Origin of the sequence: Mycobacteroides sp. H003 (assembly GCF_001440135.1) — a bacterium.
In the GTDB taxonomy this organism is placed as follows: Bacteria; Actinomycetota; Actinomycetes; order Mycobacteriales; family Mycobacteriaceae; genus Mycobacterium; species Mycobacterium gwanakae.
Genome location: NZ_LJYL01000010.1, coordinates 251593 through 272113, shown reverse-complemented (window position 1 = coordinate 272113; position 20521 = coordinate 251593). Strand labels below are relative to the sequence as shown.

Annotated in this window: 21 protein-coding genes and 1 pseudogene; 17 read left to right on the top strand and 5 right to left on the bottom strand. The window is 65.0% G+C overall.

Annotated elements, in window-relative coordinates; all coding sequences use genetic code 11:
- Positions 1-58 precede the first annotated feature (58 nt).
- The 3 genes from pdxS to pdxT are packed head-to-tail and all read left to right on the top strand — an operon-like array spanning position 59 to position 2415.
- Entirely contained in the window at positions 59-973 is a 915-nt protein-coding gene (gene pdxS / locus AOT87_RS07210) for a pyridoxal 5'-phosphate synthase lyase subunit PdxS (protein WP_030093622.1), read from the top strand.
- A 9-nt stretch (positions 974-982) separates the two neighbouring features.
- Positions 983-1837 carry an acyl-CoA thioesterase II gene (locus AOT87_RS07205; protein WP_030093621.1) on the top strand — a complete coding sequence of 285 codons (855 nt, stop codon included), beginning with the start codon at positions 983-985 and terminating at the stop codon, positions 1835-1837.
- Between the two features lie 8 nt (positions 1838-1845).
- A complete protein-coding gene (gene pdxT, locus AOT87_RS07200) occupies positions 1846-2415 on the top strand; it encodes a pyridoxal 5'-phosphate synthase glutaminase subunit PdxT (RefSeq protein ID WP_057966047.1) in 570 nt (189 codons plus the stop codon).
- A gap of 70 nt (positions 2416-2485) precedes the next feature.
- On the opposite strand, the gene AOT87_RS07195 is transcribed toward pdxT, so the two are convergent.
- Positions 2486-3013 (bottom strand): hypothetical protein, encoded by a 528-nt coding sequence (locus AOT87_RS07195; protein WP_057966932.1) that lies wholly within the window; start codon positions 3011-3013, stop codon positions 2486-2488.
- Between the two features lie 79 nt (positions 3014-3092).
- Between AOT87_RS07195 and AOT87_RS07190 the strand changes: the two genes are divergently transcribed.
- The gene (locus tag AOT87_RS07190) at positions 3093-3848 is read left to right on the top strand and encodes a YebC/PmpR family DNA-binding transcriptional regulator (protein WP_057966933.1); all 756 of its coding nucleotides are present in this window, start codon (positions 3093-3095) and stop codon (positions 3846-3848) included.
- On the opposite strand, the gene AOT87_RS07185 is transcribed toward AOT87_RS07190, so the two are convergent.
- Positions 3794-4405 carry a phosphatase PAP2 family protein gene (locus AOT87_RS07185; RefSeq protein WP_109398735.1) on the bottom strand — a complete coding sequence of 204 codons (612 nt, stop codon included), beginning with the start codon at positions 4403-4405 and terminating at the stop codon, positions 3794-3796. The genes AOT87_RS07190 and AOT87_RS07185 overlap by 55 nt on opposite strands.
- 172 nt (positions 4406-4577) lie before the next feature.
- Here AOT87_RS07185 and AOT87_RS07180 point away from each other — a divergent pair.
- Positions 4578-5039: pseudogene (locus AOT87_RS07180) on the top strand (methyltransferase); the annotation flags it as partial.
- Between the two features lie 89 nt (positions 5040-5128).
- On the opposite strand, the gene AOT87_RS07175 reads toward AOT87_RS07180, so the two are convergent.
- Complete coding sequence (locus AOT87_RS07175) at positions 5129-5701, bottom strand: TetR family transcriptional regulator (RefSeq protein ID WP_030093615.1); 573 nt, start codon at positions 5699-5701, stop codon at positions 5129-5131.
- A 120-nt stretch (positions 5702-5821) separates the two neighbouring features.
- Here AOT87_RS07175 and ruvC point away from each other — a divergent pair, with 120 nt between their 5' ends.
- The 9 genes from ruvC (at position 5822) to AOT87_RS07130 (ending at position 16228) form a co-directional block, all read left to right on the top strand.
- Positions 5822-6379, top strand: coding sequence for a crossover junction endodeoxyribonuclease RuvC (gene ruvC / locus AOT87_RS07170; protein ID WP_044103943.1), 558 nt, complete (start codon positions 5822-5824; stop codon positions 6377-6379).
- Positions 6376-6975 carry a Holliday junction branch migration protein RuvA gene (gene ruvA / locus AOT87_RS07165; protein WP_046253950.1) on the top strand — a complete coding sequence of 200 codons (600 nt, stop codon included), beginning with the start codon at positions 6376-6378 and terminating at the stop codon, positions 6973-6975. Before ruvC ends, ruvA begins: the two co-directional genes overlap by 4 nt.
- Complete coding sequence (ruvB, locus tag AOT87_RS07160; RefSeq protein ID WP_044103942.1) at positions 6972-8042, top strand: Holliday junction branch migration DNA helicase RuvB; 1071 nt, start codon at positions 6972-6974, stop codon at positions 8040-8042. Before ruvA ends, ruvB begins: the two co-directional genes overlap by 4 nt.
- A 149-nt stretch (positions 8043-8191) precedes the next feature.
- On the top strand, positions 8192-8530 hold the full coding sequence (gene yajC, locus AOT87_RS07155; RefSeq protein WP_057966935.1) for a preprotein translocase subunit YajC: 339 nt from the start codon (positions 8192-8194) through the stop codon (positions 8528-8530).
- Positions 8531-8597: 67 nt separating this feature from the next.
- A complete protein-coding gene (gene secD / locus AOT87_RS07150) occupies positions 8598-10364 on the top strand; it encodes a protein translocase subunit SecD (protein ID WP_057966936.1) in 1767 nt (588 codons plus the stop codon).
- Positions 10365-10381: 17 nt separating this feature from the next.
- The gene (gene secF / locus AOT87_RS07145) at positions 10382-11626 is read left to right on the top strand and encodes a protein translocase subunit SecF (protein ID WP_057966946.1); all 1245 of its coding nucleotides are present in this window, start codon (positions 10382-10384) and stop codon (positions 11624-11626) included.
- Positions 11626-13302: an ABC transporter substrate-binding protein gene (locus AOT87_RS07140; protein WP_057966937.1), complete on the top strand. Its 1677-nt coding sequence runs from the start codon at positions 11626-11628 to the stop codon at positions 13300-13302. The genes secF and AOT87_RS07140 overlap by 1 nt, the downstream gene beginning before the upstream one ends.
- A complete protein-coding gene (locus AOT87_RS07135) occupies positions 13299-13832 on the top strand; it encodes an adenine phosphoribosyltransferase (RefSeq protein ID WP_057966938.1) in 534 nt (177 codons plus the stop codon). Before AOT87_RS07140 ends, AOT87_RS07135 begins: the two co-directional genes overlap by 4 nt.
- 29 nt (positions 13833-13861) lie before the next feature.
- The gene (locus tag AOT87_RS07130; RefSeq protein ID WP_057966939.1) at positions 13862-16228 is read left to right on the top strand and encodes a RelA/SpoT family protein; all 2367 of its coding nucleotides are present in this window, start codon (positions 13862-13864) and stop codon (positions 16226-16228) included.
- Positions 16229-16253: 25 nt separating this feature from the next.
- Here the strand turns inward: AOT87_RS07130 and blaMAB are convergent, their stop codons facing one another.
- Positions 16254-17123 (bottom strand): MAB family class A beta-lactamase, encoded by an 870-nt coding sequence (gene blaMAB, locus AOT87_RS07125; protein ID WP_057966940.1) that lies wholly within the window; start codon positions 17121-17123, stop codon positions 16254-16256.
- Between the two features lies 1 nt (position 17124).
- The gene (locus AOT87_RS07120) at positions 17125-18045 is read right to left on the bottom strand and encodes a peptidylprolyl isomerase (protein ID WP_030093604.1); all 921 of its coding nucleotides are present in this window, start codon (positions 18043-18045) and stop codon (positions 17125-17127) included.
- 101 nt (positions 18046-18146) lie between these two features.
- Between AOT87_RS07120 and AOT87_RS07115 the strand changes: the two genes are divergently transcribed.
- Genes AOT87_RS07115 through AOT87_RS07105 form a run of 3 tightly spaced genes read left to right on the top strand, consistent with a single transcriptional unit; the run spans position 18147 to position 20517 of the window.
- Positions 18147-18818: an MBL fold metallo-hydrolase gene (locus AOT87_RS07115; protein ID WP_057966941.1), complete on the top strand. Its 672-nt coding sequence runs from the start codon at positions 18147-18149 to the stop codon at positions 18816-18818.
- A complete protein-coding gene (gene hisS / locus AOT87_RS07110) occupies positions 18815-20089 on the top strand; it encodes a histidine--tRNA ligase (protein WP_030093602.1) in 1275 nt (424 codons plus the stop codon). Before AOT87_RS07115 ends, hisS begins: the two co-directional genes overlap by 4 nt.
- A gap of 5 nt (positions 20090-20094) precedes the next feature.
- Entirely contained in the window at positions 20095-20517 is a 423-nt protein-coding gene (locus tag AOT87_RS07105; RefSeq protein WP_030093601.1) for a hypothetical protein, read from the top strand.
- Positions 20518-20521 lie beyond the last annotated feature (4 nt).

Below are 20521 nucleotides of genomic sequence, written 5' to 3'. Positions count from 1 at the left end.
AATCGCTGGTGTGGCCGCATTAGACTGGTGCCAGAAACCGACATCCAGGAGCCCTCAGTTGACTAGCACGACCAACGGAACGTCCCCCGAGACCGGAACCGGCACTGCGCGCGTCAAGCGCGGCATGGCCGAGATGCTCAAGGGCGGCGTCATCATGGACGTCGTTACGCCGGAACAGGCGAAGATCGCCGAAGACGCCGGTGCTGTCGCTGTCATGGCGCTGGAGCGCGTACCCGCGGACATTCGCGCGCAGGGCGGCGTGTCCCGCATGAGCGACCCGGACATGATCGACGGCATCATCAGCACTGTCAGCATTCCCGTCATGGCCAAGGCCCGCATCGGGCACTTCGTCGAGGCGCAGATCCTGCAGAGCCTGGGCGTGGACTACATCGACGAGTCGGAGGTGCTGACCCCGGCCGACTACACCAACCACATCGACAAGTGGAAGTTCACCGTGCCGTTCGTGTGCGGTGCCACCAACCTGGGCGAGGCGCTGCGCCGCATCACCGAGGGTGCGGCCATGATCCGTTCCAAGGGTGAGGCCGGTACCGGCGACGTGTCCAACGCGACGACGCACATGCGCAAGATCGGTGGCGAGATTCGTCGGCTCACTTCGCTCTCCGAGGATGAGTTGTACGTTGCCGCAAAGGAACTGCAGGCACCGTATGACCTTGTGGTCGAGGTCGCGCGCGCCGGCAAGCTGCCGGTCACGCTGTTCACCGCCGGTGGCATCGCCACCCCGGCCGATGCCGCGATGATGATGCAGCTGGGCGCCGAGGGTGTGTTCGTCGGATCGGGAATTTTCAAGTCCGGCAACCCCGAGCAGCGCGCCGCGGCGATCGTGAAGGCCACCACCTTCTACGACGACCCGGACGTGCTGGCCAAGGTGTCGCGCGGACTGGGTGAAGCGATGGTCGGCATCAATGTGGAGGACATCGCGCAGCCGCATCGGCTCGCCGAGCGCGGCTGGTAAAACCATCTGATGGCCGATATCGAAGAGATCCTGACGCTCGAGCAGCTCGAAAAGGACATCTTCCGAGGCAACGTGACCCCGAGCAGCCTGCGCCGCACCTTCGGTGGCCAGGTTGCGGGGCAATCGTTGGTCTCGGCCGTCCGCACCGTCGAGCCTCAGTACCTGGTGCATTCCCTGCACGGATACTTCCTGCGGCCCGGAAATCCCAACGAGCCCACTGTGTTTCTCGTTGATCGGGTACGCGACGGCCGCTCGTTCAGCACCCGCCGGGTCACCGCGATCCAGGACGGGCAGGCGATCTTCAGCATGTCGGCCTCTTTCCAGACGCTGGACACCGGCATTGAACATCAGGATCTGATGCCGCCCGTCCCGGCGCCCGAGGACCTGCCCGATGTGCAGGACGCGGAGGGGTCGTTCAGCCACGACCTCTTCCGGCAGTTCGCCGAATGGGACATCCGGATCGTCCCCGACGAGCTGATGGACCGGAACCCGCGGTTGGCCGCGCAGCAGCGGGTGTGGTTCCGCTGCCGCAAGCAGCTTCCCGACGATCCGGTGCTGCACATTTGCGCGCTGGCCTACATGAGCGATCTGACGCTGCTGAGTTCTTCCAAGGTGCCGCACCGCGACGCGGTGCTGCAGACCGCGTCCCTGGATCACGCGCTGTGGTTCCTGCGTCCGTTCCGTGCCGATGAATGGCTGCTGTACGACGAGACCTCGCCGTCGGCCGGATACGGACGCGCGCTGACTCAGGGCCGGATTTTCGATCGCGAGGGCCGGATGGTCGCGGCGGTGGTGCAGGAGGGGCTGACCCGGTACGAGCGCAACCCCGACGAGGCGTCGATCGCCAAGGGGAACATGGCGTGAGCCCGTTGATCGGCGTGCTGGCATTACAGGGTGACGTCAGGGAACATGTTGCTGCTCTGGAAGATTCGGGTGCGGACGCGCTTGGCGTGCGCCGTCCCGAGGAACTCTCGAAGATAGACGGGCTGGTCATTCCCGGAGGGGAGTCGACCACCATGAGCAACTTGCTGCGCGTGTTCGAACTGCTGGACCCGCTCACCGAGCGTCTGCGTGGTGGTCTGCCGGTTTACGGGTCCTGCGCGGGCATGATCCTGTTGGCCAGCGAGATACTCGATACCCGTCCGGATGCGGTGGCGCTGGGCGCGATCGATATGACGGTGCGGCGCAATGCGTTCGGTCGCCAGGTGGACTCATTCGAGGGTGATCTGGATTTCGTGGGGCTCGATGGTGGGCTGCACGCAGTGTTCATCAGGGCGCCGTGGGTGGAGCGGGTCGGCAGCGATGTCGAGGTGCTGGCCACCGCGCAGGGGCATCCGGTCGCGGTGCGCCAGGGCAGCGCGTTGGCGACGTCGTTTCACCCTGAGGTCACCGGGGACCGGCGAGTGCACCAGCTGTTCGTCGACATGGTGCGCGAGGCCTGACGCCGAGCGCATACCAGGCGCAGCTGTATCGCCCGATTTCTCGGCGTGCGGTATGCGCTCGACGCGGTGGTTACCAGCGCAGCATGGGCATCGGGCGTGACGGGTGCTTGAGCGTCCACTTTCCGGCGGTTCGCAATAAAAACCCGTGAAAACCGCCGTAGGGGAGTGCCTCGACCACCTCGCGCACATCGGCACGTTCCAGTCCGGTCCAGGCGTACAGGCCTCGGAAAGCGTCGATCCGATCGCCCAGCCGGAAGGTCTCGACCCACAGATCGTCGGCCGACCTGAGCTTGTGGTGGTCGGCCACCATTGCCTTGAGACGATCGATGTCGGTGATACCGAACTCCGGTGCCAGCTGCTCGGCCAGTGCCACCGAGGGATCCAGATAGTCCCAGGTCCCCGCCGTCCAGATGCCGATATCGTGTGTCGCCCACGCCAGCGCGATCTCCGGCGGAGCCTGGGTCATGCCGAGAAGGCGGAGCTGGTAGTTCATGCCCCGGTACAGGTGATTGCGGTAATCGGTGAGGCTGTCTCCGATGGTTGACGCGTATCGGTCCAGGACGGTGTCGACAATCGGGTCGGCTACCAGGACAGTCATGTGATTCACCCTAGGTGCGCGAGTACACTCGGGCAGCGCAGAAGTGCGACAGAACCTAGAGAAAGTAGTACAGGGGTACATGAGCGGCCATTCCAAGTGGGCCACCACCAAGCATCAGAAGGCCGTCAAAGACGCGCGCCGTGGCAAAGAGTTCGCCAAGCTGATCAAGAATATCGAGGTCGCCGCGCGTACCGGCGGCGGTGATCCGTCTGGTAACCCGACGCTCTACGACGCCATCCAGAAGGCCAAGAAGACCTCGGTACCCAACGACAACATCGAGCGGGCCCGCAAGCGCGGCGCCGGCGAAGAGGCTGGCGGTGCCGACTGGCAGACCATCATGTACGAGGGCTATGGCCCCAACGGCGTCGCGGTGCTTATCGAGTGCCTGAGTGACAACCGCAACCGCGCTGCCGGTGAGGTTCGGGTCGCGATGACTCGCAACGGTGGCAGCATGGCCGATCCGGGATCGGTGTCGTACCTGTTCTCCCGCAAGGGTGTTGTGACGCTGGAGAAGAACGGTCTGTCCGAGGACGACGTGCTCACGGCCGTGCTGGAGGCGGGCGCCGAGGAGGTCAACGACCTGGGCGATACCTTCGAAGTCATCTCCGAGCCCACCGACTTGATCGCGGTCCGTCAGTCACTGCAAGAGGCGGGGATCGACTACGAGTCGGCGGAGGCCAGCTTCCAGCCGTCGATGAGCGTGCCGGTCGATGTCGATACCGCCCGCAAGGTGTTCAAACTGGTCGACGCGCTGGAAGACAGCGACGACGTGCAGAACGTCTACACCAACGTGGATTTGTCCGACGAGGTGCTCGCCGCGCTCGACGAAGACTGACCTGCAGCCCAGAACGCCAGGGTCACGACCGCGGTGGTGACCAGGACGGCACCGATGGTGTCGGTGAAGTAGTGATACCCGCAGGCGACCTGCCCGAGTAGTCCGAGCATGCTGACAATCGCGGCCGCGATGTATGCCCAGAGGGCTCCGCCGGCGACCAGCACCAGCATCCCCGTCACGGCCACCACGAAAGTGGTGTGGCCGCTGGGATACGCGAGGTATCCGCCCTTCTCGCGCCCGACGAGCATCTTGGTGGCCTGGGTGGTCCAGTTCGCGATGAAGGGGCAGACGAGGACAACTGTCGCGACCCGCCAACGCCGCCGATACAGCTCGAACCCGATGCACACCACGAGCACCGGAACCAGGAACACCCAATCGGTGAAGAACAGCAGCCAGCGTGGCTGCACCCCGAACGCGACCTGGGTCGCATCGAAAAACCACCTGTCGAACGGCGTTGAGCCTTTCCCCACGGAGAACCCGAGTATCAGCATCAAGATCACGCCGAGGGGAGGCCACCACTGAACCGTTTTCTCGCTGGGCAGTTTTCCGACAGACACTCCGACGACAGTAATCGGACCCAGACGGCGGGCCCGAATCGTGCCGATGGCCGGGAATCAAACCTCACTGGACGGCGTTACTGTGACGTCAACAACTGTTGGTCAACATCTGTTGACTTGAATGTCAAGCAGGCGTACATATAGGACATCCACGAGTGAGGGGAGGCCCGTCATGGCCATACAAGCAGTCGCCCCGGCGCCTGAAACGACAACCCTGTGGCGCACTGCGCGCGCGGTTCTCGCGCTGCCGGTCACCGTGACGGTTCTGATCCCGTTGGTGATCCTCTACGGATCCGGCATGCAGGTGCCGTCGTGGATGTCGGATCAGATGTCGATGACGGCGACGGTGATCGGGACCTTGCTGGTGGCCGCCGGCCTGTTCCTGGTGACGCGCACCGTCATGCTCTTCCATCAGACCGGCAAGGGCTCCCTGGCGCCCTTCGATCCTCCGGTACGTCTCGTCGTGCTTGGCCCGTACCGCCACACGCGCAACCCCATGATCACCGGCGTCATCGCCATCCTGCTGGGTGAGGCGTTGGCGGTGAACTCCATGGGATTGCTGATCTACGCGGCCGTTTTCGTGGCCGTCAACGCGATCTACTTCCCGCTGGTCGAAGAGCGCGGCCTGCTGCGGCGGTTCGGCCGCGACTATGCGGAGTACGCACAGCACGTACCGCGGTGGGTGCCACGGCTGAGCCCGTGGACGCAGCCCGAGAGCGCGCGTTAAGGCGCCTCGCAATCGCAGTCGCAATCCAGGTAAGCCTGGATGGTCGGCGCGATGAGTTCGATGATCTGTTCGTGCGTCATCGCGGGTACGTTGCCGAGCCGGATGACGTAACGGCACATCGCTAGGCCGATCATTTGGGTACCGATCAGCGCCGCGCGTTCCATGGCCCGATCCGCAGTCAATGACTCGATGACCGGAACCATCTGGCAGCTGAAAATCTCCTCCATGCGCGCCCGTGCGGACTCGTGGGACACCGCGGCCCGTAGCAACGCGACCATGGTGTCGTCGGCTTCCCATTGGGTAAGGAAGTGCTGGACCAAGCTCGCTCCGAGTTGATCACGCGGAATCTCGGCTAGTTCTTCGGGAAAATGTATGTCGAAGTTGGCCGCGGCGGTGAACAGTTTGGCCTTGTTGCCGTAGTAGCGCATGACCAGGGACGGGTCGATGCCCGCAGTTGCGGCGATGGCCCGTATGGTTGCCTTCTCGTAGCCGACGCCCGCGAAGTGTTCCTGGGCGGCCTCGAGGATGGCCGCGCGAGTGGCGTCCGATCGCCGAGGTTCGGTAGACATGCGCTGAGCTTAGGCCAACGGATGTTGACATTTGCAGAGCCCTCGCGTGTTGCTATGCCGAATGGGTGATCTCTCTCGATATGCTATCGAACAACTGTTCTACGGCGAGAGGGCTGGCGCGTGCGAGTGATGGGAGTCGACCCGGGGCTCACCCGGTGTGGTCTGTCCATGGTCGAGGCCTCCTCGGGTCGCAAGGTGGTGGCCCTGGATGTCGACGTCGTGCGCACTCCGGCCAATCAGCCTCTGCCGCAACGGCTTTTGGCGATCAGTGAGGTCGTCGAGCATTGGATGGACACCCACCGCCCCGACGTGGTGGCCATCGAGCGCGTCTTCGCTCAGCAGAACGTGTCGACCGTGATGGGTACCGCCCAAGCAGGCGGAATAGTCGCGCTCAGTGCCGCGAAGCGAGGCATCGAGGTGTATTTCCATACCCCGTCGGAGGTCAAGGCGGCCGTCACCGGCAATGGCCGGGCAGATAAATCCCAGGTGACCGCAATGATCACGCGCATCCTGCAGTTGCAGACGGCGCCGAAGCCCGCCGACGCGGCCGACGCCCTGGCCCTGGCAATCTGTCACTGCTGGCGTGCGCCCATGCTGGCGAGAATGGCGAAAGCGGAGGCCGCCGCCGAAGAGCAGCGGAAAGCCTTCGCGGCCCGGATGAAGGCGGTAGCCCGATGATTGCTTCGGTCAATGGCGAGGTCATCGACATCGCGCTCGATCATGTGGTGATCGAGGCCGCCGGAGTCGGATACCGCGTCAACGCCACCCCGGCCACGCTGTCGACGCTTCGGCGCGGCGCCCAGGTGCGGCTGATCACGGCGATGATCGTGCGCGAGGACTCGATGACGTTGTACGGCTTCACAGATACAGATGCCCGCGACCTGTTCCTGACGCTGCTCGGTGTCTCCGGCGTGGGGCCCAAGATCGCGATGGCCACGCTCGCGGTCTACGACGCGTCGGCCCTGCGCCAGGCGCTGGCCGATGGTGATGTCAATGCGCTGACCCGGGTGCCGGGGATCGGCAAGCGTGGCGCCGAGCGCATGGTGCTGGAGCTGCGCGAGAAGGTGGCGGCGGCTCCCGGTGGCACCACCGAGCTGGGCCGGGGTACCGCATCGTTGGTGCGCACCCAGGTCGTCGAGGCCCTCATCGGCCTCGGATTCGCCGCCAAACAAGCCGAACAGGCCACCGATACCGTTCTGGCTCAAGACAATTCCGAGGGAGACACCTCGACCGTGCTGCGGTCGGCGCTGACGTTGCTGGGTAAGACACGATGAGCCGCTTCGACGAGTTTGATGGCGCGGAGGACGACTTCGATGCCGGTCCCGAGATGTCTGGTGCGCTCACCGTCGGGGAGAACGATATCGACGCCGGACTTCGGCCCAAGTCGCTGCGGGAGTTCATCGGCCAGCCGCGGGTGCGTGAGCAGCTGGATCTGGTGCTGTCCGGTGCGAAAAATCGCGGCGGTACTCCCGATCACATCCTGCTGTCCGGACCGCCTGGGCTGGGGAAGACCTCGCTGGCGATGATCATCGCCGCCGAGCTGGGCTCTTCGCTGCGGGTGACCTCGGGCCCGGCGCTGGAGCGGGCGGGTGACCTAGCGGCGATGCTGAGCAATCTGGTCGAAAACGATGTGCTCTTCATCGACGAGATTCACCGCATCGCCCGGCCCGCCGAGGAAATGCTGTACCTGGCCATGGAGGACTTCCGGGTCGACATCGTCGTTGGCAAGGGCCCCGGTGCGACGTCCATCCCCCTGGAGGTGGCGCCCTTCACGTTGGTCGGCGCGACAACCCGTTCGGGGTCGCTGACCGGGCCGCTACGTGATCGCTTCGGATTCACGGCGCACATGGACTTCTACGAGTCCGAAGAGCTCGAACTCGTGCTCGCCCGATCGGCCGGAATCCTCGGCATTGAGCTGGGAGCCGACGCGGGCGTGGAGATTGCCCGGCGTTCGCGCGGCACCCCGCGCATCGCCAACCGATTGTTGCGCCGGGTCCGTGACTATGCGGAAGTGCGTGCCGACGGCGTCATCACCGTGGACGTTGCGAAGTCCGCTCTAGAGGTCTACGACGTGGACGAACTCGGGCTGGATCGCCTGGACCGGGCGGTGCTTTCCGCGCTGACCCGCAGCTTCGGCGGCGGGCCGGTGGGGCTGTCGACCTTGGCGGTGGCCGTCGGGGAGGAGTCGACCACCGTCGAAGAGGTATGCGAGCCGTTCCTGGTGCGCGCCGGGATGCTCGCGCGAACGCCGCGCGGGCGGGTGGCCACGGCGTTGGCGTGGACGCATCTGGGTCTCACCCCGCCGCCGCAAGTGCTGGGGCAGGCCGGGCTGTTCGATTGAGAGGACGCTTGAGTCCAGGACGCGCAGGTCCGGGGTTCGCGTCAATTCCACAGAGTCGGATGGCACACTGGTGACTTGTCGCGTGCTTGTTTCACGCAGACCCTGCCTGACCTCGTGAAGACCCAACGGAAAGAATCCCGAAAGCCGCCATGGAATCGATCATCGTCTTTTTGCCGCTCATCCTCGTTATGGGCGCGTTCCTCTTCTTCGCGAACCGGCGGCAGCGCAAAGCTCTGGACGCCACCATCGAGCTTCACGAGTCCCTGGCGATCGGTGACCGGGTGCACACCACCTCCGGCCTGCAGGGCACCATCGCCGCCGTCACTGACGACACCGTGGACCTGGAGATCGCGCCGGGTGTCGTGACGCGCTGGATGAAGCTCGCAATCCGCGACAAGATCGTCGATGAGGCCGAGGACGCCGATGACACCGCTGGCGAGGCATCGCGCGACGTCGAGAGCTCCGGGGTCGAGCTGGCCAAGGAGTAACGGCTCCGCCGTTACTCACCCCTGAAAGCCTCCCGACCCGCCCTCGACAAGCAAGGAGACCGGACACGTGGCCTCGCCATCGGCCCCTGTGCACCCCGCGCGTTATCTAGCTGCCTTCCTGGTGTTGCTGATTGGCGCTTACCTGCTGGTGTTCCTGACCGGCGACAAGCACGCCAAACCCAAGCTCGGTATCGACCTGCAGGGTGGAACCCGCGTCACGCTGACGGCGCGCACCCCTGACGGTTCCAAGCCGACCAAGGAAGCACTGACGCAGGCGCAGCAGATCATCAATGCGCGCGTCAACGGACTCGGCGTCTCCGGGTCCGAGGTCATCATCGATGGCGACAACCTCGTCATCACCGTGCCGGGTAACGACGGCAGCGAGGCCCGCAACCTCGGTCAGACCGCCAAGCTCTACATCCGGCCCGTCATTCAGATGGTGCCGGCGCAGCCCAGGGAGAATCCCCAGCCCGGGGCCCCACAGGGCGGTCAGCCGGGCGGCGCCGGCCAGGAGGCGACACCACCGGAGCCCGGCGGTGGCAAGCCCGCACCCGCGGCGCCTTCACCGAAACCGCAGCCTCGTCCGTATCCGGCGCAAACCACCACGATGCCGCCACCTCCGCCGCCAGCACCGGCGACGCAGCCCGCGACGCCGAATGCCACAACGTCTCCGGCGGCTCCGCCCGCCGATCTGCCGCCCAAGCCGGGTAGCGGCGAGGAACGCAAGCAACTGATCGACTTCGAGAAGCAGATCAGGCAGAGCGAGGATCCGCGGATCCAGATGCTGGCCCTGCAGGTTCAGTCCTCGCGCTGCTTCGACCCCGATGACCCGCTCGCGGGCAACGACGATCCGAACCTTCCGTTGGTCACCTGCGGTGACGACAGCCAGGGTGGCAAGGCCGCCTACCTGCTGGACAAGTCGATCATCAGCGGGGAAGAGATCAAGGACGCCAGTTCCGGACTCGACCAGCAGCGCGGTATCTATGTGGTGAGCATGGAATTCAAGCCGACCGGCGCGAAGGTCTGGGCGGACTACACCTCTGCGCATTGGCAGCAGGGCACCCAAACGGCATTCACGTTGGACTCCAAGGTGATCAGCGCTCCGGCCATCCGCGAACCCATCCCGGGCGGCAAGACCGAAATCAGCGGGCAGTTCACGTCGGACTCGGCCAAGCAGCTCGCCGCGGCGCTCAAGTACGGTTCACTGCCACTGTCGTTTGAATCCTCCGATGCCGAAACCGTTTCAGCCACACTCGGATTGACCTCGCTCAAGGCCGGTCTGATCGCGGGCGCCATCGGGTTGGCGATTGTGCTGCTGTACTCACTGATCTATTACCGCGTGCTCGGCATCCTGACCGCGCTGTCCCTGGTCGCCTCCGGCGCCATGGTGTTCGCCATCCTGGTCCTGCTGGGCCGGTACATCTCGTACACCCTGGACCTGGCCGGCATCGCCGGTTTGATCATCGGCATCGGCACCACCGCGGACTCCTTCGTGGTGTTCTTCGAGCGCATCAAAGATGAGATACGAGAAGGCCGTTCCTACCGTTCGGCGGTGCCGCGCGGTTGGGCTCGTGCCCGTAAGACGATCCTGTCGGGTAACGCGGTGACCCTGCTGGCCGCCGTGGTGCTCTACGCCCTGGCCATCGGGCAGGTGAAGGGCTTCGCGTTCACCCTGGGCCTCACCACCATCCTGGACGTCGTGGTGGTGTTCCTGGTGACGTGGCCGCTTGTCTACCTGTCCTCCAAGTCCGCGACCCTGTCCAAGCCCGTGTACAACGGGCTCGGCGCGGTCCAGCAGATTGCCCGCGAACGTAAGGCGGCGGCACACGCATGAGCACCAGCAACGACACCGTGAGCAACGGCAACGGGACCGAAAAGGACGTCGTGGACGGCACGGACAAGGCCACCGCGACGGACGCCAAGTCCAGCGCGGTGGAAACCACCACTGCGGCACCAGAACACGGGTTCTTCTATCGGCTGTACACCGGAACCGGTGCCGTCGACGTCGTCGGCAAGCGCACCCTGTGGTTCGCGATCAGTGGCGCGTTCATGGTGGTCGCGATCTTGTCGATCGCGATCAAGGGATTCGTCTTCGGTATCGACTTCGAGGGCGGCACCAAGGTGTCGTTCCCGAAGGGCCAGGCCACCGTCCAGCAGACCGAGGACGTCTTCAGCCAAACACTGGGCCGCGATGCCGAATCGATCGTCGTCACGGGAACCGGTGACTCGGCCTCGATTCAGATTCGCACCGAGACACTCGACAACGAGGAATCGACGAAGCTCCACAAGGCGCTCTTCGATCGGTTCGCGCCCAAGGGATCTGACGGCAAGCCGTCCATCAACGCCATCAGCGATTCGGCGGTATCGGAAACCTGGGGCGGACAGATCACCAACAAGGCGCTGTGGGCGCTGGGTGTGTTCCTGGTGCTGTCCGGTATCTACATTGCCGTACGTTACGAGCGCTACATGGCCATCGCCGCACTGGCCGCGCTGGTATTCGACCTGCTGGTCACCGCGGGTGTGTACTCGCTGGTGGGCTTCGAGGTCACCCCGGCGACGGTGATCGGTCTGCTCACGATCCTCGGATTCTCCTTGTACGACACCGTGATCGTGTTCGACAAGGTCGAGGAAAATACGCACGGATTCCAGCACACGTCGCGGCGTACCTTCGCCGAGCACGCCAACCTGGCCGTGAACCAGACCTTCATGCGCTCCATCAACACCAGCCTCATCTCGGTGATCCCGGTGCTCTCGCTCATCGTGGTGGCCATTTGGCTGCTGGGCGTGGGCACTCTGAAAGACCTTGCGCTGGTTCAGCTTGTCGGCATCCTGGTGGGCACGTATTCGTCCATCTTCTTCGCGACCCCGCTGTTGGTGGCATTGCGTGAGCGCACTGAGCTGGTGGCGAGCCACACCAAGAAGGTGCTGAGCCGCCGCAAGCCGGACGCCGCGCCCCTGGCCGATACCGGCTCGGGAACCAAGACGGTCAAGGCAGCGGCATTGGCTAACTCCGACACCTCGACAACCACGGTGCGACCAGCGAAACCCAGGCCCGGCGCCCGCCCTCAAGGTAAGCGGAACGTACGGCGGCACTGATGGATTCACGGAGTCCAGCACGGACCGGGGCAAGACGGATCGCTCGAATCGGCGCCATCGCGACCACGGTGCTACTGGCGGCGGGGTTGCTGACCTCGTGTTGGACCTCGGCGGCGAAAACGCTTGACTACGCCGTCGATGGCCGCCTGACGACGTACAACGTCAACAGTGTCGCGGGGAATGCCTCGGCGGGGGCACAGGCCTTCAATCGAGTGCTCACCGGGTTTGGCTTTCACGGACCTGACGGCCAGGTGATCGCTGACCACGACTTCGGCAGCGTCGAGGTCGTCGGCCGCATTCCGCTGGTGCTCGACTACACCATCAACGAAAAGGCCGTCTACTCCGACGGCAAGCCGGTGACCTGTGAAGACATGGTGCTGTCCTGGTTCGCGCAATCCGGCAGGCTGCCCGACTTCGATGCGGCAAGCACGGCGGGATACGCCGACATCTCCACGGTGGATTGCAAGCCCGGGCAGAAGACCGCCCGGGTGACCTTCGCGCCGGATCGAGCCTTCACCGACTGGACCCAGTTGTTCGCCGCCACCACGATGTTGCCGTGGCATGTGATCGCTGACAAGCTCGGCGGGGGCGCGGACCTGATCGGCGCCATCTCCGCCAATGACGTTCCGACACTGCAGAAGATCGCCGAGTTCTGGAACAACCAGTGGAATCTGGGCTCCGATCTGGACCTCTCGAAGTTCCCCTCGTCAGGGCCCTACAAGCTCGACGGATACAACGACGATGGTTCGGTTGTGCTTGTCGCCAACGACAAGTGGTGGGGGAGCCCGCCGGTGACCAAGCGGGTCACGGTGTGGCCCAGCGGGATCGACGTGCAAAAGCGGCTGTCCGACGGTGATCTCGAGGTTGTCGACGTCGCTGCCGGATCAGCCGGGACGCTCACCGCGCCTGACGGGTTCGCGCGTACCGAGGAGCCCGGTTCCGGTGTGGAACAACTCATCTTCGGCGCCGGGGGATCGGTCGGAGCTCCCGACCTGCGCCGGGCGATCGCACTGTGCACTCCGCGCGATGCCATCGCGGGAATCGCCGGGGTGCCGGTGATGAATGCGCGACTGGATACCAGCATCGGGGACTCGTTCGCCTCGGTCGAGGCCGCCGCCGAAGCGGGACGGTTCATGCGTTCGGACCCCGTCGCGGCCCGCGCTGCCGCGGCCAATCGTCCGCTGACGGTCCGGGTGGGATACCAGGCGCCCAACCCGCGCCGCGCGGCCATCGTCTCCGCCATGGCGCAGGCCTGCGAACCCGCCGGAATCACCGTGCAGGACGTCAGCTCGCCCGAGATCACCCCACAGTCGTTGCGGAACAACCAGATTGATGCGCTGCTCAGCTCCATCGGCGGAGCCCCGGGAAGTGGATCGACGGGTTCGTGGCTCATGGATGCGTACGCCCTGCGTTCCCGCGAGGGGAAGAACCCGGCGAACTATGCCAACGGCCAGATCGACGGCATCATCGCTGCCTTGGCGGTGACCACCAACGCCCGGGATCAGAGCAGGCTGCTCGCCGATGCTTCGGCGATTCTGTGGAATGACCTGCCGACACTGCCGCTGTACCGGCAGCCGCGCGTACTGATCGCACCCAAGACGATGTACGCCGCCACCCCGAGCGTCACCCGGTGGGGCACCGGCTGGAACATGGACCGCTGGGTGTTGCCCGCGTGACTTCGGCCGACGCCGTGACGGCGCTCATCGACGGGCTGACCCGGAAGGTCGCCGACTTCCCCGAGCCCGGGGTCCAGTTCAAGGATCTGACGCCGTTGTTCGCCGACGCCGATGGCCTCTCGCAGGTCACCGATGCGTTGGCGCAGGCGGCCTCGGGTGCCACGCTCATCGCCGGTATCGACGCCCGGGGCTTCCTGCTCGGCGCGGCCGTGGCGATTCGCCTCGGGGTAGGCGTCCTGGCGGTACGCAAGGCCGGAAAGTTGCCGCCGCCGGTGCATTCTCAGACCTATGAACTCGAGTACGGCACCGCGGCGCTGGAGATTCCCGCTGACGGGGTGGACCTGACCGGCCACCGCGTGGCGATCATCGATGATGTGCTGGCGACCGGGGGCACGCTCGCGGCGACAGTGAAGCTCTTGAGCACCGCCGGAGCAGAGGTTGTCAGCGCCGGTGTTGTTCTGGAACTCGCTGGTCTGGGCGGCCGTGCGGTCGTGGCGCCGCTGCCATTAACTGCGCTCCGTGTGATCTGAGCGTTAATCTAGGCGGTAGGAGGTGAACCGTGGCTGACGAGCAAGCGCCCAGCGAGAATCAGGTCGCGGTCGAATCCCTGCCTGTCGTGAGCGATCCAGCCGCACCGACCTCGGATTCGCTGCGGGTCAGCGGCACCATGAGTGCTTCGCGCCGGGTGCGGGCCCGGCTGGCCCGCCGGATGACAGCCCAGCGTGGCGCCGTCAGCCCGGTCCTGGAACCGCTGCTTGCCGTCCATCGCGAGTTCTACCCCAAGGCCGACCGTTCGGTGCTGCAGCGCGCATACGAGGTGGCAGAGAGCCGGCACGCCGAACAGTTCCGCAAGTCGGGCGATCCCTACATCACCCACCCGATCGCCGTGGCCAACATCCTGGCGGAGCTGGGCATGGACACCACCACACTGGTTGCCGCGATCCTGCATGACACCGTCGAGGACACCGGCTACAGCCTGGAGCAGCTGACCACCGAATTCGGCACCGAAGTCGCCCACCTGGTCGACGGCGTGACCAAGCTCGACAAAGTGGTGCTGGGCAACGCGGCCGAGGGCGAAACCATCCGCAAGATGATCATCGCGATGGCACGTGACCCTCGAGTGCTGGTGATCAAGGTCGCCGACCGGCTGCACAACATGCGCACCATGCGGTTCCTGCCGCCGGAGAAGCAGGCGCGCAAGGCCCGCGAGACGCTCGAAGTCATTGCCCCACTGGCGCATCGCCTGGGTATGGCCACGGTCAAGTGGGAGCTCGAAGATCTGTCCTTCGCGATTCTGCACCCCAAGAAGTACGAGGAGATCGTGCGGCTAGTCGCCGACCGGGCACCGTCGCGCGATACCTATCTGGCCAAGGTGCGCGCGGAAATCGTTGCCACGCTCAATGGTTCGCGAATTAGTGCCACCGTTGAGGGGCGACCCAAGCATTACTGGTCGATCTATCAGAAGATGATCGTCAAGGGCCGTGACTTCGACGATATCCACGACCTGGTGGGTGTGCGGATTCTGTGCGACGAGATTCGTGACTGTTACGCCGCGGTCGGTGTGGTGCACTCCCTGTGGCAGCCGATGGCGGGCCGGTTCAAGGATTACATCGCCCAGCCGCGTTTCGGTGTCTACCAGTCCTTGCACACCACTGTCGTGGGCCCCGAGGGCAAGCCGCTGGAGGTGCAGATCCGTACCCGCGATATGCACCGCACCGCCGAGTACGGCATTGCCGCGCACTGGCGGTACAAGGAAGCCAAGGGCCGCAACGCGGTACCGCAGTCACACGCGGCGGCCGAGATCGACGATATGGCGTGGATGCGTCAGCTGCTCGACTGGCAGCGTGAGGCCGCCGACCCGGGCGAGTTCCTGGAATCGTTGCGTTACGACCTGGCGGTGCAGGAGATATTCGTCTTCACCCCCAAGGGTGATGTCATCACCTTGCCCGCCGGATCGACCCCCGTCGACTTCGCGTACGCGGTGCACACCGAGGTGGGGCATCGCTGCATTGGCGCGCGGGTTAACGGACGGCTGGTGGCGCTGGAGCGCAAGCTCGAAAACGGGGAAGTGGTGGAGGTCTTCACCTCTAAGGCTGCCAACGCCGGCCCCTCACGCGACTGGCAGACCTTTGTGGTTTCGCCGCGCGCGAAGGCGAAGATCCGCCAGTGGTTCGCCAAGGAGCGCCGCGAAGAGGCGCTCGAGGCCGGTAAGGACGCGATCGCGCGTGAGGTGCGCCGTGGTGGACTTCCGTTGCAGCGCTTGGTCAATGGCGAAGGTATGGCCTCGCTGGCCCGCGAGCTGCGCTACCAGGACACCTCGCAGCTCTACACCGCGGTGGGCGAGGGGCATGTGTCGGCGCGGCATGTCGTGCAGCGACTGGTCGCTCAGCTCGGTGGTGTGGACAGTGCTGAAGAGGAACTGGCCGAACGGTCCACACCGTCGACCATGCCGATTCGCCAGCGGCGTTCCGATGATGTGGGCGTGGCCGTCCCGGGCGCACCGGGTGTGCTGACCAAGCTCGCGAAATGCTGCACCCCGGTGCCCGGGGATCAGATCCTTGGATTCGTCACGCGCGGCGGGGGAGTCAGCGTGCACCGTACCGACTGCACCAACGCCGAATCTCTGCAGCAGCAATCGGAACGGATCATCGAAGTGAATTGGGCGCCGTCGGCGTCCTCGGTCTTCCTGGTCGCCATCCAGGTGGAGGCGCTGGACCGGCACCGGTTGCTCTCCGATGTGACGCGCGCCCTGGCCGACGAACGGGTGAACATCCTGTCGGCCTCGGTGACCACTTCGAATGATCGCGTGGCCATCAGCCGCTTCACCTTTGAGATGGGCGACCCCAAGCATCTGGGCCACGTTCTCAACGTGGTGCGCAACGTCGAGGGCGTCTACGACGTTTATCGGGTGACGTCGGCCGCCTAACGCCCGTTATCGGCGCGCCAGACGGCTAGGCGCCGAATGCCTTGAGCGCGATGCGGGTGGCCGCCGCGATGGTCGGCTTGCCCTGAGTGGACTTCGGATCATCGGGGACCGTCAGCACGGCGACGACAATCGGCGCACGGCCGGTCGGCCAGATTACCGCGATGTCATTGGTCTCACCTTTGAATCCGCTGCCGGTCTTGTCGCCGACCGTCCATGCCGTCGGGACTCCCGCCCGAATCGACTGGTCGCCGGTGGTGTTGCGCTTCAACCAGTCGGTGAGCAGATCACGGCCCTGCGCATCGAGCCCCTCGTCGAGCACCAGCCTGCGCAGATTGGTCACCAGCTGCTGCGGGGTCGAGGTGTCCAGATCGCCGTCCGGGACGTTCAGCTGATCCTCGGTGCGATCCATGCGAGAGACGTTGTCGCCCAGGCTCCGAACGAATTTCTCTGTCTGCTTCGGACCACCGAGCTGCGCGATCAACAGGTTGGCGCCGGTGTTGTCGCTGTAGCGCAGGGTTGCATCGCACAGTTCCGAGACGGTCATGCCCTCGGCCACATGCTGGGACGTAATCGGTGCCCACTCCATGAGGTCGGACTGCGCGTACCGAATCCGCTTGTCCAGCAGCCCCGGTTCACTCAGGCGGCGGTGCAGGATGGCCGACACGATGAAGGTCTTCACGGTCGAGCACATCAGGAAGCGTTCATCTGCCCGGTGGCCCAGGGTGGCGCCCGAACCGGTATCCAGCGCGAACACGCCGACGCGTCCACCGAAATCTTTTTCGAGGGAGGCGAGTTCGGATGGCGAGGTTCGGCTTTCGGTGCTTCGTGAACAACCAACAGCCGCCAGAGCAACTGCCGACAATCCACCTACGAGTGCTGCGCGACGCGAGATCATGTCAGTCGAGCTGCAAATCGATGATCTTCACTTCTTGCGCGGGTGCGCCATCGCCTGCGCCACGTGGCCCGGGCTTGATCCCGTTCTTGGCGATCTTGGCGAGGGTGTCCATCCCGGTCTTATCGATGGTGCCGAACACCGTGTACTGCGGTGGCAGCTTCGAATCCTTGTAGACCATGAAGAACTGGCTGCCATTGGTCCCTGGCCCCGCATTGGCCATCGCCAACGTGCCGGCCGGATAGACAACGGCTTGCTGGGCGGCCGGATCATCGGCCTTGTACGCAGTGGTCGGGTACTCGTTGTCGAACTCGTATCCCGGACCGCCCGAACCGGTGCCCTTGGGGTCGCCACACTGCAGTACCGACAACCCGCCGCTGGTGATCCGGTGGCAGATGGTGTTGTCGAAGTAGCCGCCCTGCGCCAGGCTGGCGAAGCTGTTCACCGTGCACGGAGCCTTGGCGTTGTCCAGAACAAGGCCGATATTGCCCTGGCTGGTCTTCATGCTGGCGGTGAGGGTCGGCGGATCGGTTGGGATCTTGCCGGACCGTGGCATCTGCTTCTCGATGGTCTTGGCGGGCGCATCTGCCGGCCGGTACTGGCAGTTGGCGCCCACCTCCGCGGAGGGTACGAACTTCGGAAGCGCGGGCCCGGTGACGGGCGGCTCATCGGGTGTCGGCAACGAAGAGGTTGGTGGCGCGTCGACCGTGGAGACCGGGGTGGTGGAGGTGTCCAGAGCCGCATCGGTCTTATCGCTCTTGCTGATGGCCAGCCACGCGGTGATGGCCACGGCCACGACGACGGCGACGACCGCGGCACCGCTGATCGCCCAGATCCGCTGCTTACGGGCGCGCTCTGCACGGTTCTCCAGCTGTCGCTCCAGCTTGCGCTTGGCAGTCTGGCGTCGCTGCTCGTTGGTCGGCACCGGGTTCTCCTTTAGGGCTTTCGTTGAAGAATTTGGGTCGCCAGAGAGTGTGCCAGCCACACCTGAGAGATGGAGCAGGACCCGCCGCCTAAGCTGGTCGGGTGCTGATCACCGGTTTTCCCGCGGGCATGTTCGCCACGAACTGCTATATCGTGGCGCCCCACGAGGGCGGCCCAGCCGTCATCGTCGACCCCGGCCAGGAGGCGATCCCTGGCGTCAAGGAGATTCTCGCCGAGCGCGACCTCACCCCTGAGGCGGTGCTGCTCACCCATGGGCATCTGGATCACACCTGGACCGCGCAGCCGCTCGCCGATGAGTACGGGATTCCCGTCTACATCCACCCCGAGGACCGCGTGATGCTCGCCGACCCGCTCGCCGGCATCGGTCCGGGGCTGGCTCAGTTCATCCAGGGCATGGAGTTCACCGAGCCCAAGGAGCTCGTCGAGATCGGTGATGGGGACAAGCTCGAGCTCGCCGGGATCACGCTCACCGTCGACCACACGCCGGGGCACACCCGTGGCTCTGTGGTGTTCGGCATCGAGGTCGACAGTGACAACGGGCCCATCGACGTGGTCTTCAGCGGAGACACCCTCTTCCAGATGTCGATCGGGCGCACCGATCTGCCCGGTGGGAACCATCAGCAGCTGCTCGATTCCATTGCGGCCAAGTTGCTCACCCGCGACGACTCCACCGTCGTGCTGCCGGGGCACGGCAACGCCACCAGCATCGGCGATGAGCGCCGCGCCAACCCTTTTCTCGAGGGAATCCAGTGAGCGAGAAGACTTTTAGTGCCCCCAAGGGCATCCCGGATTATGTGCCGCCGGACTCCGCGCAGTTCCTGGCTGTTCGTGACGGGCTACTGGAGCAGGCGCGGCTGGCCGGGTACGGCTACATCGAGCTGCCCGTGTTCGAGGACACCGGGCTGTTCGCGCGTGGAGTGGGCGAGTCCACCGATGTGGTGAGCAAGGAGATGTACACCTTCGCCGACCGCGGTGATCGGTCGGTGACCTTACGTCCGGAGGGCACGGCCTCGGTGATGCGTGCGGTCATCGAGCATGGCCTGGATCGTGGCCAGCTTCCGATGAAACTGCGTTACGCCGGCCCCTTTTTCCGCTATGAGCGACCGCAGGCCGGTCGCTACCGTCAGCTGCAGCAGGTCGGCGTGGAAGCGATCGGCGTGGACGATCCGGCCCTGGACGCTGAGGTGATCGCCATCGCCGACGCCGGGTACCGCTCTCTGGGCCTGACCGGCTTCCGGTTGGAGATCAGCTCGCTGGGCGACGCGTCCTGCCGCCCGCAGTACCGAGAGCTGTTGCAGGAATTTCTCTTTGGCTTGGATCTGGACGAGGCGACGCGAGAGCGGGCCCGTATCAACCCGATTCGGGTGCTCGACGACAAACGCCCCGAGGTGCGCGAGATGACGGCCGATGCGCCACTCATGCTCGACCATCTTTCCGAGGAGTCCAAGGCACATTTCGATCAGGTTCTGGGCCATCTGGATGCGCTGGGCGTGCAATACGTGGTGAACCCCCGGCTGGTGCGCGGCCTTGACTACTACACCAAGACCACATTCGAGTTCGTGCATGACGGCCTCGGTGCGCAATCCGGAATCGGTGGCGGAGGTCGCTATGACGGACTGATGGCGCAGCTTGGTGGACAGTCGTTGTCGGGTATCGGATTTGGGCTCGGTGTGGACAGAACCCTGCTCGCCCTGCAGGCCGAGGGTGTGACGGTGGGCGATAGCGGTCGCTGCGAGGTGTTCTGCGTGCCACTTGGGCAGGACGCGAAATCGGCGCTCGTCAAGGTGGCGGCGCAACTGCGCACCGCGGGTATTCGGACCGATATCGCGTACGGCGACCGCGGGCTCAAGGGAGCGATGCGCGGTGCCGATCGCTCTGGAGCCTCGATTGCGCTGGTCGCCGGGGACCGGGAAATCGGTGAGGGAAACATCGAGCTCAAGACGCTGGCGGACGGAGTTCAGCAGCCCGTGCCGATCGGTTCGATTGTCGACGAAGTAACGGCGCGGCTAGCATCGCGGATATGACACGTATGGGACGTATCACAGCAGCTCTGCTCGCCACGGCCAGTACCGCAACGTTGACGCTGGCGTCGATGGCCATGGCCCCGATGGCGGAGGCGGCACCGCACCAGGTGAAGTATGTGATCAGCTCCGACCGTGACTTCCTGTCGCAGACCCTTGTGCTGCAGAACGAGCCGCCGAGCGCATCGGCGTATGACTCGGAGTCGAGCAAGTATCTGGTGCGCGCATCGACCCGCATCGCACCCGATGCTCCATTCGTCGTGGAGACCACGTTGAACGATCCGACTCAGTGGGCATATGTGAGTGCGAGCGCGGCGGCCAAGGCGGTTACCGGCGCACCTGTCTTCCACTGTGAGGTGTACGTGGATGGTGCCCTGGCCACCCAGGCCGATGGCGAGACCGCCGTCACCTGCTCGCTGCGAAAGTGGTAACCCG

Excerpts from the sequence above, each read along its gene's own strand:
- AOT87_RS07205 (WP_030093621.1), top strand. The coding sequence starts at position 983 with ATGGCCGATATCGAAGAGATCCTGACGCTCGAGCAGCTCGAAAAGGAC.
- AOT87_RS07195 (WP_057966932.1), bottom strand. The coding sequence starts at position 3,013 with ATGACTGTCCTGGTAGCCGACCCGATTGTCGACACCGTCCTGGACCGA.
- AOT87_RS07190 (WP_057966933.1), top strand. The coding sequence starts at position 3,093 with ATGAGCGGCCATTCCAAGTGGGCCACCACCAAGCATCAGAAGGCCGTC.
- AOT87_RS07175 (WP_030093615.1), bottom strand. The coding sequence starts at position 5,701 with ATGTCTACCGAACCTCGGCGATCGGACGCCACTCGCGCGGCCATCCTC.
- ruvA (WP_046253950.1), top strand. The coding sequence starts at position 6,376 with ATGATTGCTTCGGTCAATGGCGAGGTCATCGACATCGCGCTCGATCAT.
- ruvB (WP_044103942.1), top strand. The coding sequence starts at position 6,972 with ATGAGCCGCTTCGACGAGTTTGATGGCGCGGAGGACGACTTCGATGCC.
- yajC (WP_057966935.1), top strand. The coding sequence starts at position 8,192 with ATGGAATCGATCATCGTCTTTTTGCCGCTCATCCTCGTTATGGGCGCG.
- AOT87_RS07140 (WP_057966937.1), top strand. The coding sequence starts at position 11,626 with ATGGATTCACGGAGTCCAGCACGGACCGGGGCAAGACGGATCGCTCGA.
- blaMAB (WP_057966940.1), bottom strand. The coding sequence starts at position 17,123 with ATGATCTCGCGTCGCGCAGCACTCGTAGGTGGATTGTCGGCAGTTGCT.
- AOT87_RS07105 (WP_030093601.1), top strand. The coding sequence starts at position 20,095 with ATGGGACGTATCACAGCAGCTCTGCTCGCCACGGCCAGTACCGCAACG.